This is a genomic window from Comamonas sp. (assembly GCF_009360615.1).
Lineage (GTDB): Bacteria > Pseudomonadota > Gammaproteobacteria > Burkholderiales > Burkholderiaceae_C > Comamonas.
Genome location: NZ_SPEY01000069.1, coordinates 1 through 12,054, shown reverse-complemented (window position 1 = coordinate 12,054; position 12,054 = coordinate 1). Strand labels below are relative to the sequence as shown.

The 12,054-nt window shown below is 64.0% G+C and carries 11 protein-coding genes; 7 read left to right on the top strand and 4 right to left on the bottom strand.

Annotation, left to right across the window (positions count from 1 at the left end; genetic code table 11):
• The first annotated feature begins 25 nt into the window (after nt 1-25).
• A complete protein-coding gene (locus E2583_RS17710) occupies nt 26-1,207 on the top strand; it encodes a hypothetical protein (protein ID WP_291597527.1) in 1,182 nt (393 codons plus the stop codon).
• Nucleotides 1,208-2,006: 799 nt separating this feature from the next.
• On the opposite strand, the gene E2583_RS17705 is transcribed toward E2583_RS17710, so the two are convergent.
• From E2583_RS17705 to E2583_RS17695, 3 genes are all read right to left on the bottom strand, one after another.
• A complete protein-coding gene (locus E2583_RS17705) occupies nt 2,007-3,158 on the bottom strand; it encodes an alpha-hydroxy-acid oxidizing protein (protein ID WP_291597526.1) in 1,152 nt (383 codons plus the stop codon).
• 13 nt (nt 3,159-3,171) lie between these two features.
• Complete coding sequence (locus E2583_RS17700; protein ID WP_291597525.1) at nt 3,172-4,152, bottom strand: tripartite tricarboxylate transporter substrate binding protein; 981 nt, start codon at nt 4,150-4,152, stop codon at nt 3,172-3,174.
• Nucleotides 4,153-4,335: 183 nt separating this feature from the next.
• Entirely contained in the window at nt 4,336-5,187 is an 852-nt protein-coding gene (locus E2583_RS17695; protein ID WP_291597524.1) for a LysR substrate-binding domain-containing protein, read from the bottom strand.
• 175 nt (nt 5,188-5,362) lie between these two features.
• Here E2583_RS17695 and phnD point away from each other — a divergent pair, with 175 nt between their 5' ends.
• From phnD to phnX, 5 genes are all read left to right on the top strand, one after another.
• Nucleotides 5,363-6,232: a phosphonate ABC transporter substrate-binding protein gene (phnD, locus tag E2583_RS17690; protein WP_291597550.1), complete on the top strand. Its 870-nt coding sequence runs from the start codon at nt 5,363-5,365 to the stop codon at nt 6,230-6,232.
• Nucleotides 6,229-7,074: a phosphonate ABC transporter ATP-binding protein gene (gene phnC, locus E2583_RS17685; protein ID WP_291597523.1), complete on the top strand. Its 846-nt coding sequence runs from the start codon at nt 6,229-6,231 to the stop codon at nt 7,072-7,074. The genes phnD and phnC overlap by 4 nt, the downstream gene beginning before the upstream one ends.
• Nucleotides 7,071-7,907: a phosphonate ABC transporter, permease protein PhnE gene (gene phnE, locus E2583_RS17680; RefSeq protein ID WP_291597522.1), complete on the top strand. Its 837-nt coding sequence runs from the start codon at nt 7,071-7,073 to the stop codon at nt 7,905-7,907. Before phnC ends, phnE begins: the two co-directional genes overlap by 4 nt.
• 120 nt (nt 7,908-8,027) lie before the next feature.
• Entirely contained in the window at nt 8,028-9,116 is a 1,089-nt protein-coding gene (psrA, locus tag E2583_RS17675; RefSeq protein WP_291597521.1) for an iron-containing alcohol dehydrogenase PsrA, read from the top strand.
• A 61-nt stretch (nt 9,117-9,177) separates the two neighbouring features.
• Complete coding sequence (gene phnX / locus E2583_RS17670) at nt 9,178-10,041, top strand: phosphonoacetaldehyde hydrolase (protein ID WP_291597520.1); 864 nt, start codon at nt 9,178-9,180, stop codon at nt 10,039-10,041.
• A 95-nt stretch (nt 10,042-10,136) separates the two neighbouring features.
• Here phnX and E2583_RS17665 read toward each other — a convergent pair whose 3' ends face one another.
• A complete protein-coding gene (locus E2583_RS17665) occupies nt 10,137-10,655 on the bottom strand; it encodes a MarR family winged helix-turn-helix transcriptional regulator (RefSeq protein ID WP_291597519.1) in 519 nt (172 codons plus the stop codon).
• A 135-nt stretch (nt 10,656-10,790) separates the two neighbouring features.
• On the opposite strand from E2583_RS17665, the gene E2583_RS17660 reads away from it, so the two are divergent.
• On the top strand, nt 10,791-12,054 hold a 1,264-nt coding region (locus tag E2583_RS17660), incomplete at its 3' end, for an FAD-dependent monooxygenase (protein WP_291597518.1).

Sequence of the window (12,054 nt, the reverse complement as noted above, 5' to 3'; positions counted from 1 at the left end):
TCGCACCTCTCAAGGAATTCGATCCATGAAGACTTTTTTTCATTCCTCTTCAGCCACCTCGCGCCGGGCCTGGCTCGCCAGGGTTTTGGCAGCCTGTGTCGTCCTTGCTGGTGTTCTGAAAGTTCCAGATGCCGCTGCCGGAGGCACACAGCAATGCATGAACACCACCATGCAGCGTGAGACCAACTGGAACGTCAAGAGCAATACGGCCGACATTACGAACGGTGCCACGGTTGCAGAGATCACGTTGAGCCACACGATCACAGCCAGCAATACGCGACGCAATTACGTCATGTCTGTCGTGATCCAGTCGCCGAATGCCGGTGGCGCGTACGGGACCATCCGGCTGAACTCATTCCCAGGTCTGGGCGTGCGCTGGAAATGGGCAGGATACGAGAACCTTGAGAATGCAGCGGTAAATACCAGCTCGCTTCGTCCGGAGGGAACGGCAATCACTGGCGCCTTAGTTGACTGGACGAGATCAGCATTCACTACTGATGAACCCAACAAGAAGTTCAAGCTGAAATGGAAAGTTGAGCTTGTTGTGACTGACATAACGCGCTTTGTGGGGGGGCACGGTGACCTTTCTCTAGATACTTCGGTGCAGGCAATGAACGTCATGCCCATCATCACCGATAATATTGCCCCGGTCAGGAGACAGGCGTGTATCCCACCCATTTCCGCTGTTGCAGAGGCTCTGGCCGCGCCCATTGAGCTGCCCAACCCCTCGCTGCCGACCTGCCAGTTTCCCTTTGACTCGCTGAACCAGGCCATTACGCTCGACCCTGCTTCCGTGAGCTCGGTACCTGCTAATGGTGATCCGCGCGCATCGACTTCGAACGAAACGAGGTTCCAGATCCGGGCGCTCAACTGTGAGGCCGATACCGCCTACGCGATTTACTTTACCGACGCGAGAGCGGTCGGGGCGAGCAAGAATTACCTCAGCAGCCAGGGGGCGCTTGCAAACAAGGTGAATCTCAGGCTGTTCAGCGCTGCCAGCAACACGCCCGTCAGCTTTGGTCCAGCACCCGTGGGCAGCAGCCTGCCGGGCAATCCCCCTGGTGTGACGAATAGCGGGACACCGGCCAACTCCAGCTACGTGCATGACTTCTATGTGCAGTATGTACGGGCACCTGGCGTGGATGCGAGTGCGGTTTCGCCCGGATCGTTGTCGGCAAGCGCGGTCCTCACCGTGGTGTATCCCTGACGGTCTGCAGCCCTTGGGAGGCAGAGGCCCAGACTGCATTTCTGCCGGTTCGCGACTGACGGCATGTCCTGCTCGTCCGCTCCTGACCGTTACGGGAAGTGAGGGGGTATCTGTCGATACGGGCTCGCCGCCGGGCCTGACGCACCCACGGCAGCGAGGGGTTTCGCAGCTCGCTCATCCGCACTTGCGAGTGGGCATCGTGTCTGATTCGATGTCCATGTCCCTGAGTCCGGCCTCAACCTGCGGGTGCCTGAAATGCCGAAGCGCGTTTTCTCGGCCCTGGCCCGACCATCGACGGGAATGTCGGGGCGCGACCTGATGTGCCGAACCCGCTCTCCCGGTTGGACGAGTTACGCGGGCTTCTTGGCTGGTGCAGCAATCAAGGGTCTGGATCGGTCTGCAGCACGGACAGTTCCGAGGCGGTATGGCCCCCGACGGACAGTGGCCGGGAGCGCAAGCAGCAGGTTTGCGCCGGGCTCGTTCATGCGGCTGATATCGGCGGTGGTGCGGGCCGGGCTGCCGGCGACGTGCAAGGGCCTTGAGCAAGGCCCGGCCATGAATTCGGGCCCGGATACGGCTCCGAAGCAGCGCGGCCGTTTCCAGCCATCCGGGCCCCGCTCTGCGGCGGGCACGGCAATCGTGGGCGCGTGAAAATGTTGCGGGAGTGGCGAGCCGGGACTTGCATCCGTCTGGCTGTGTGCATGGCGAAGAGGGCCGGAGGCTCGCCGGTGAAGGCGGTTGCAGGGCCCCCCGGCTTCCCGCGAGATGGTGGTCTTGCGTCTGACGAAGTGCCCAGGCTTCAAAATTCTCGGGCTCTGCTTCGGTGCAAGTGCTCTGGCTGCAATTGGTCTATGGATGGGCAGCCAAGATTGGCGAGCGTATTGTCGATTTCGCCCCGAAGAATCTCGATGGCCTGCTCTGCTCCGGCTTGTCCCGCACAGGCCAGGCCGTACAGCGTCGCCCGTGCCAGCAGCACGCCACTGGCACCCAGTGCCATGGCCTTGACCACATCTGAACCTCGGCGGACGCCGCCATCGACCCAGACGGGGAGTGCTGGAAGCGCGGCTCTGATGTGCGGCAGTGCATCGAGTGCGCTGATGGAATGGTCGATCTGCCGGCCGCCGTGGTTGGAGAGGATGAGGCCATCGACGCCCAGGCGCGCGCAGGCTGCGGCATCGTCGGCATGCAATATGCCTTTGACCAGCAGGCGGTGCGGCCACAGGTCTCGGATCCATTGCAGGGCCGGCCAGTCAAAGCTCGAGTCCATCTGCCGCGCCAGCAGCGCGGCTTGCAGCTCCACGTTGTGTGCATCCAGGCCCGCAAAGTTGGCCATCCGGGGTGCGCCATGGCGCAGCATCGACCATGCCCAGCGGGGGTGTCTGGCAATGTCCTGGATGACCCGCGGCGTGTAGCGGAAGGGCAGGCCGAAGCCACTGCGCACATCGCGCTCGCGCTTGCCATTGAGCGGAACATCGACCGTCATGACGAGGGTGCGATAGCCTGCGTTCAGGGCTTTTTGCACCAGCTGTCCGGCCAGGCCGCGATGCACGATGTACAGCTGGAACCAGTGGTCGCCACCGGGAACCTTTTGGGCCAGCTCGTCGATCGAGAGGTTGGCCGCCGTTGACAGCGCAAACCCGATGCCCTTGCGCTGCGCGGCTCTGGCCAGGTGCAGATCGCCCTGTGGCCAGAGCAAGCCGTTGAGCCCTGTCGGGCCTATGCCAAAAGGCAATGCACGCATGGTGCCGTCCCTGCCGGTGCGCAGGTCTCTGTGCGAAACATTCACCATCCTGCGCGGCACGAACTGCCAATCGTCAAAGGTGTTGCGGTTGCGTGCAAGGCCGGTCTCGTCCTCGGCTCCGCCCTCGACAAAGTCGAACACCATGCGCGGCAGGCGGCGGCGTGCCGCCACACGCAGGTCTTCGATATTGATGCAATGCTCCAGTGTCATGGATCTGTGCACTTCAATCGAGGCTGATGCCTTGTTCCTTGATGAAGCGCACCCAGTAGCCCGCTTCGTCATTCCAGTACTTGCGCATTCCGGCTGCATCGGAGGGGGTGGCAACGACGCCCAGCTCCTGCATCTTCTGACGCACCGACGGATCTTCGAGTGCCGTCTGCAATTGCCTGGACAGCAGGTCTGTGATCACGCCCGGCGTCCCGCTGGCAACGACCACGCCCTGCCAGGCAAACACCTCCTTGGCCGCCAGGCCCAGCTCCAGCAGTGTCGGAGTCTGGGGAAGGTCGGCGCTGCGCTGCCCCGAGAACGAAGCCAGCGGCATCAGCTTGCCTGTTCTGAGCATGGGGTTGGCCGTGGCGCGATCAATCACCACGAGCGGGATCTGGCCGCTCACGGCGTCCTGCATCGACAGTGCGCCGCCTTTGTAGGGGACATGGACAAGATCGAGCCTGGCGGTGTGCTTGAACATTTCAAGCGCCAGGTGGTGAGGGGAGCCGATGCCGGATGTCCCCACACTCAGGCTGGCCGGGTGAGCCTTTGCTTGCTGCACCAGTTGGTCCATGGTGCGCAGGCCCGATTGGGGATGTGTGGCCAGAATCAGCGGGAAGCGCGCCGTCAGGCCCAGTGGCGCAAAGTCGGTGTCGGGACGGTAGGGCAGCTTTTTGAAGAGAGCCGTGTTGTTGACCAGTGTTCCGTTGTCTGCGCTGTAGAGGGTGTAGCCATCCGGGGTGGAGCGGGCGACATATTCGGAAGCGATCAGGGATGCGCCCCCGGGACGGTTTTCGATGACGATTTGCTGGCCTAGCTGTTTGGACATCTGGGCCGCGATCATGCGTGCCATGACGTCCGATCCTCCTCCTGCGGCTGTTGCAACGACCCAGCGCAGGGGTTTGCCGGGGTAGCCGGATTGGGCACTGGCACCGCATGCCAGTGCCGCCAGGGAAATGCCGGCAAACGTTCGCCGCGACATTGGATGGGAATGCATTGCCGGTCTCCTCGTTATCGTGTGCTGCCACCGCAGACGATGGTAGGTAAAGGTGCCGGCACGAGGCAGAGGGGCAGGCTAATAAGTGTTATGCATTCTGCGGATGGTTGGGTGTTGAATTATTTGCTTGGTGGATTTTCATGGGGTATCCGGGATGGCGCTGCCGGAGTGCGCTCGGGCGATTCAAATCCCGTCCCAGAAGGATTTCACCAGCAGGCTGTCGCTGCGCTCTTTCATGCAATAGACGTAGGTGGTGGTGCTGGCCGGGTCGCCGGCAATGCGCACGGGCCGAAAGCGCGGGTCGGCAATGAATTCGGCCTCGGACACGGCGCCGATGCCCAGGCCGCGCGCCACGGCCTCGCGTATGGCTTCGCGGCTGCCGATCTCCAGCTGGGTGCGGGGCTTGACGCCGGCTGCCTGCAGCGCTTTTTCGATGGCGGTACGCGTGGTCGAGCCTTGCTCGCGCAGCAAGAGCGGCAGGCCGTGCAGCTCGCCCAGCTCGACCTGCTCGCGCCCGGCCAGCGGATGGTCGACATGGGCAAACAGGATGATGGCGTGGCGCGCATATTCGCGTGCCAGCAGCCCGGGCCTGTCATACAGACCGGCCAGCACCGCCACGTCGGTGGTGTAGTTCTCCAGATCGTGCAGCACCTGCTGCGAGTTGCCCATGCGGATCGACAGCTTCATGCCGGGATGGCGGGCGCTGTAGGCCGCCACCATCGCGATCACGTGGAAGGGGCCCACGGCGCCGATCTTGAGTTCGCCCTGGTTGAGCTGGCCCGAGTCACGCAGAAAGAACTCGGTTTCGGCCTCCAGCGCGAGCAGTTTCTGCGCCAGCGTCATGAGCTTGTGGCCGGCGCCGGTGAGCGTCATGCGATAGCCCTGGCGATGGAAGAGTTCGATCTGGCTTTGCCGCTCCAGCGTGGCGATCTGGCTGGAGACGGTGGGCTGGCTCACGCCCAGGGCGCGGGCGGCTGCGCTCAGGCTGCCTTGCTGGGCCACGGCGATAAAAGCGCGGTAGCGTGCGGTGCTCATGCATTTTTCATCTCAAGGTTTGATCTATGGAAGCTGTCAAAACTGATTCTGAAACCTTCACATGACAGTCATATGTCGTCCCTAACATTTGCTTCAACGCACTGCCATGACGGTGCGACGGCGGCGCTGCAGCCGCACTCTACAGACGCACTTGCAAAGGATGAACTCCATGACGATGACCCGCAAAACCTGGCTGAAAGCCGCAGCCGCCAGCCTGACGCTTGCCGCCACCACCGGCGTCATGGCGCAGCAGCCCACCGAGTTGCGCGTGGGCCTGATTCCTTCCGAGGATGCCCAGGCCATGATGCGCGCCAGCCAGCAGGTGATGGACCAGCTGGCCGCCAAGACCGGCCTGAAGATCAAGCCCTTTGTGGCCAATGACTACAACGGCGTGATCGAGGCCATGCGCTCGGGCAAGATCGACGTGGCCTATTTCGGCCCCTTCTCCTATGTGCTGGCCAGCCAGCTGGCCAATGCCGAGGCCTTCGCCATTCCCGTGGCCAGGAATTCCGGCAAGAGCTCGTACAACAGCATCATCATCAGCAAAAAGGACAAGGGCCTGGGCACCGTGCCCCAGCTGCAGGGCAAGACCTTTGCCTTTGTCGATCCCAGCTCGGCATCGGGCCATCTGTTTCCCAAGGCCGGCCTCAAGGGCGAGGGCATCGATACCGACAGGTATTTCTCCCGCGTGATCTTCTCGGGCTCGCACGACGCCAGCATCATGGCCGTGGCCAACGGCAAGGTGGATGCGGCGGCCGTGGCCGACCCCATCTTCCAGACGGCTGTCGCCAAGGGCCATGTGAAGGCCGAGGACTTCCAGGTCATCTGGCGCTCCAAGGACATTCCCGAGTCGCCCATGGCCTGGCGCAAGAATCTGGACGAAGCCACCAAGAAGAAGGTGGCTGCGGCACTGGCCGAGATCAAGGGCCTGCCCTGGGGCGACCGTGGCGAGCTCAACGGGTTTGCGCCCACCAACGATCAGGCCTATGACGTGGTGCGCCAGACCGCCAAGGCGCTGAATCTGGACCTCGGGAAGATGAAATGATCAGCATCCGCAATCTGCGCAAAAGCTATGGCAGCAACCATGTGCTGCACGGCATAGACATGGATGTGAAGGCCGGCGAGTTCGTGGTCATGCTGGGCCTGTCGGGTGCGGGAAAGTCCACCTTGCTGCGCTGCATGAACGGGCTGAACCAGCCCGACAGCGGCCAGCTGCAGGTGGGCGGCATCGACCTGATGCGCAGGCACTCGCGCCGTGAGCTGGCCCGCCATGTGGCCATGGTCTTCCAGCACCACAACCTGGTGCAGCGCTTGTCGGTACGCAAGAATGTGCTCACGGGGCGGCTGGGCCAGGTCGGCACGTTGGCTTCGGTGCTGCAGCTGTTCAAGCAAAGCGATATCGCACTGGCCGACGCATGCCTGCAGCGCGTGGGTCTGGCCCACAAGGCCGATGAGCGCACCGAGGCACTCTCGGGCGGGCAGATGCAGCGCGTGGGCATTGCCCGTGCACTGGCGCAGCAGCCGCAGGTGATTCTGGCCGATGAGCCCGTGGCCAGCCTGGACCCCAAGACCGCGCGCAGCGTGCTGCAGTATCTGCGCGATGCCACGCGCGAGCTGGGCATTGCCGTGGTCTGCAATCTGCACCAGGTCGATTACGCCCGGGAGTTTGGTGATCGCATCGTCGGCCTGTCGCAAGGGCGCATGGTGTTCGACGGCGTGCCGGCGATGCTGGACGAGGCCGCGCTCAACGCCATCTACAGCGGCGAGCCGCAGCCCGCCGGACATGCCCCAGGGCAGGGCGGTGTGCTGCATGTCAGCAGCACCCCAGCCGGCCACTGGCTGCCCGGGGCGATGTCGCCAGCCGCAGCCGCAGGAGGTCTGCCATGACCAGCGAGATCCTGAAGCAGCCAGACCGCTGGCAATGGACGGCCGCACGCCCGCAAGGCAGGGGCAGCTGGCTCGGTTATGCCGCGCTGGCCCTGGTCGTCGGCTGGGTGCTGCACTGGAGCGCTGCAGGCGCGCAGATGAGCTGGAGCGAGCTGGCGGACGGCATGCCGCAGATCGGCGACTTTCTCTCGCGCTCGGTGCCGCCCGACTGGAGCATGCTGCCGCGCCTGTGGGCGCCGGCGCTGGAGACGATACAGATCGCCATCTGGGGCACTTTGCTCAGCGTGATCCTGGCGCTGCCGCTGTCCTTTGTGGCGGCCGGCAATCTGCACGGCTGGCATTGGCTGCGCCGCATCACGCGCCAGTTTCTCAATGTGATCCGCAGCATCAACGAGCTGATTCTGGCGCTGGTATTTGTCTCGGCCGTGGGCCTGGGCCCATTCCCCGGCGTGCTGGCCCTGGCCCTGCACGGCATGGGCATGCTGGCCAAGTTTTTTGCCGAAGCGATCGAGGAGATCGACGACGGCCCGCTGCAGGCCTTGCGCAGCGCCGGTGCCAGCCAGCTGCAGATCATCGCCTTTGGCGTGGTGCCCCAGGTCATCACCGCCTGGATCGCCGTGGTGCTCTATCGCTTCGAAGTCAATCTGCGTTCGGCCACCGTGCTCGGCATGGTGGGGGCGGGCGGTCTGGGCTTCGAGCTGGTCAGCAGCCTCAAGCTGTTCCGCTATCAGGAAACCGCGACCTGCATCATCGTCATCACGGTGATGGTGATTGCTGCCGACATGGCATCGAACTGGCTGCGCAGCCGCATACAGCAGGGCGCTCGCCACTGATTCCGCTGCGGTGCCGGTGTGCGCCGCAGTCCTTGTATAAATCAAAAATATGAGCTATCAGCGCTTGTTACATAAGCGCCAAGGGCTGATTTCGCTCAAAAAACGTCAAAAGGCTTTCTCGTGTGGACCTATCACAACCCCGTGCACATCAGCGTGGGTCGCAACAGTCTCGATCAGCTACCGGCCTTGCTGGCCAGGCGCAGCTGCCTGCTGGTCACTTTCCCCGAGGCTGAAAGCCTGGGCCTGGTGCAGCGCATGCGCCAGCTGCTGGGAGCGCAACTGCGCGGCGTGATCGACAGCATTGCTCCCAATCCCGATGTGCAGTGGCTGGCGCCGCTGTACGAGCAGGTGCAGCGTGACCATGCCGAGGTACCCGTGATCGCGGCCCTGGGGGGGGGCAGCGCCATCGACTCGGCCAAGGCCTTGATCTGCCATACGCCTTCAGGCCGGTTTGCCGACCTGCTGGCGTTGCTCAAGCAGGGCGGCCAGTTGGGGACGGGAGGGCACAAGGCCTTGATCGCCATCCCCACCACGGCCGGCACGGGCAGCGAAGTCACGCCCTGGGCCACGATCTGGGATCAGGCCGCCGGCCAGAAGTATTCGTTGCACCAGTCCTGCACCTGGCCCGAGGCCGCGGTGATCGATGCCGAGCTGATGATCAGCCTGCCGGCCGGTGCCACGCTGGCCTCGGGGCTGGATGCGCTGTCGCATGCGCTGGAATCCATCTGGAACGTGAACCGCAACCCGGTCTCCATGGCGCTGGCCGTGCAGTCGGCGCGCCGCACCCTGGCCACGCTCCCCGCGCTGATGCAGGATCTGGATAACGCGCAACTGCGCAGCGAGATGGCCGAGGCGGCGCTGATGGCCGGCCTGGCTTTTTCCAACACCAAGACCGCACTCGCGCATTCGCTGTCCTACGACATCACGCTGCAGCATGGTGTGCCGCATGGCCTGGCCTGCTCGTTCAGCCTGCCCCAGGTGCTGGAGATGGCGCTGGGCGCAGACGCGGTGGCCGATGCCGCCTTGCTCTCCATCTTCGATGCCGGCACGCCTGCCGCGGCCGTCGAGCGTCTGCGCAGCGTTCTGCAAGGGCTGGGCGTTGCCACCGATCCGGCCCACTATGGCGTGCCGCCCGAGGCCTGGAGCGCCATGGTGCAGAAAGCCGCCAGCGGCCCGCGCGGGCGCAACTTCATTCGCTCTCTGAACTGAGTCCCGGAACCTGAACAGGTTTCCGCTTTCCATCCTCTTTAAGTCACCACTGAAAAAAATCATGAACGCCATCGCTCAAGCTGAAACTCTGGAGCTGTCCCAGCCCTGTGCCGATCTGTCGCCGCTGCAAGCCGTCATCTTCGACTGGGCCGGTACGCTGGTGGACTTTGGTTCGCTCGCGCCCACGCAGATTTTTGTCGAGGCTTTTGCCAGCTTCGGCATCACCATCACCCTGGCGCAGGCACGCGGCCCCATGGGCCTGTCCAAATGGGACCATATCCACCAGTTGCTGCAGGATGAAAGCATTGCCGCGCAGTGGCAGACCGCTTTGGGCCGGGCTCCGACCAACGAGGATGTGGACGCCATCTACGCGCGCTTCATGCCTTTGCAGATTGCCAAGGTGGGCGAGTTCTCGGCCCCCATTGCAGGCGCGGTGCAGACGCTGCAATGGCTGCGCGCCCAAGGGCTGAAGGTCGGCTCCTGCTCGGGCTACCCGCGCGAGGTGCTCAACCAGTTGCTGCCGCAGGCCGAGGGCGCAGGCCTCAAGCCCGACTATGTGGTGGCAGGCGACGAGCTGGAGGCCGGTGGCCGCCCCGGGCCCTTCATGGCACTGGCCAATGTGCTGGCGCTGGGCATTGGCGATGTGCGTGCCTGCGTGAAGGTGGACGACACCGTGCCCGGCATCGAGGAAGGTCTGCGCGCAGGCATGTGGACCGTGGGCCTGAGCCTGTCGGGCAACGAGGTCGGCTATAGCGTGGAGGAGTTCGCCAGGGCGCCCGAGCAAGAGGTCGAGGCCCGTGTCGCCGTGGCCGAAGCCAAGCTCAGAAAGGCCGGAGCCCATTACGTGGTGCGCAGCGTGGCCGATCTGCCGGACGTGCTGGCGCAGATCGCGGCCGAGATGCGTGCCGGAAAAATGCCGTTCTAGGACTCGGTTCTGGGCTTGCAGACCCGGTCGCAAGCCCGGCCCTGAAAAGCCAAGCCCCAGGCCTGACGGCCCGGGGCTTTTTTCTTCAGTTGGGCTCAGCCTGCGGGTGTCTGCGCCTCGGGATCGAGCTGCTCGTGATGCTCGATGACCTTGCGCATCAGCTGTGTGAACTGCTCGCGTTCGGTGTCGTTCAACGGGTCCAGCATCTGCTGCTGGGCTTGCAGCACGGACGGGCCTGCATCGGCCAGAAGGGCCAGGCCCTCGGGCGTCAGGGACAGCAGACGCACGCGGCGGTCCTTGGCCGTGTGCTGGCGCAACAACAGACCGCGCGCTTCCAGGCGGTCGATCACGCCGCCGATGGTGGATTTGTCAAATCCCACTTCCGTGCTCAGCGTGCGCTGGTCGATGCCCGGCAGGTGCACCAGCTTTTGCAGCACGGCAAATTGCAGCGGCGTCACGCCCCAGGCTTCGGTGGCCTGGGTGAACACGGCGACGGCCACCTGTTGCAGGCGGCGTATGCCATGGCCCGGAAAGGTTTCCACCTCCAGGCGCGGAAAGCGGGAGGGGCTGCTGGCGCTGTCTGAGGCAGCGCTGGACAGAACGGGGTGAGTCATGGTTTTCCCTAGGTGGGGTTGGCATTTCAAGGTTCGAATAATACGATGCATGCATTTGGTATGCATACATACGATATGTGTGCGGATTGATTGAGCAGGCCGTGTGTCTGCGTACTTGAAGAACTTGAGGCCTCCATGCAGTTTCATCTGAACGGTTTTCGTCCTGGCAACCCCTTGATCGCTCCGGCTTCGCCGCTGGCCCTTGCCCATACCGAGGCCGTGCCGTCGCAGGTCGACGTCCTGATCGTGGGCTGCGGCCCTGCCGGCCTGACGCTGGCCGCCCAGCTGGCGGCCTTCCCGGATCTCCATACCTGCATCGTGGAGCAGAAGGAGGGCCCCATGGAGCTGGGTCAGGCGGACGGCATTGCCTGCCGCACCATGGAGATGTTCGAAGCCTTCGAGTTCGCCGATTCCATCCTCCAGGAGGCCTGCTGGATCAACGACGTCACCTTCTGGAAGCCAGATCCCGGCCAGCCCGGACGGATCGCGCGCCATGGCCGCGTGCAGGATACGGAAGACGGCCTGTCCGAGTTTCCGCACGTGATCCTGAACCAGGCGCGCGTGCACGACCATTATCTGGAGCGCATGCGCAACTCGCCCAGCCGTCTGGAGCCGCACTACGCCCGCCGCGTGCTGGATGTGAAGATCGACCAGGGCGCAGCGGACTACCCGGTCACCGTGACGCTGGAGCGCTGCGATGCCGCCCATGCCGGCCAGATCGAAACCGTGCAGGCCCGCTATGTGGTGGGCTGCGACGGCGCGCGCAGCAATGTACGCCGGGCCATCGGCCGCCAGCTGGTCGGCGATTCGGCCAATCAGGCCTGGGGCGTGATGGATGTGCTGGCCGTGACGGACTTTCCCGATGTGCGCTACAAGGTGGCCATCCAGTCCGAACAGGGCAATGTGCTCATCATTCCGCGCGAAGGCGGTCACCTGGTGCGCTTTTATGTGGAGATGGACAAGCTCGATGCCGACGAGCGCGTGGCCAGCCGCAACATCACGGTGGATCAACTGATAGCAACCGCCCAGCGCGTGCTTCATCCCTACACGCTCGACGTCAAGAGTGTGCCCTGGTGGTCGGTGTACGAGATCGGCCAGCGCATCTGTGCCAAGTACGACGATGTGGCCGATGCCGTGGCCACGCCGGACTCGCCCCTGCCGCGCGTCTTCATCGCTGGCGATGCCTGCCACACCCACAGCCCCAAGGCCGGGCAGGGCATGAATTTCTCCATGCAGGACAGCTTCAACCTGGGCTGGAAGCTGGCCGCCGTGCTGCGCAAGCAATGTGCGCCCGAGCTGCTTCACACCTATTCGTCCGAGCGCCAGGTCGTGGCCCAGCAACTGATCGACTTCGACCGCGAATGGGCCAAGATGTTCAGCGACCCGGCCAAGGAAGGCG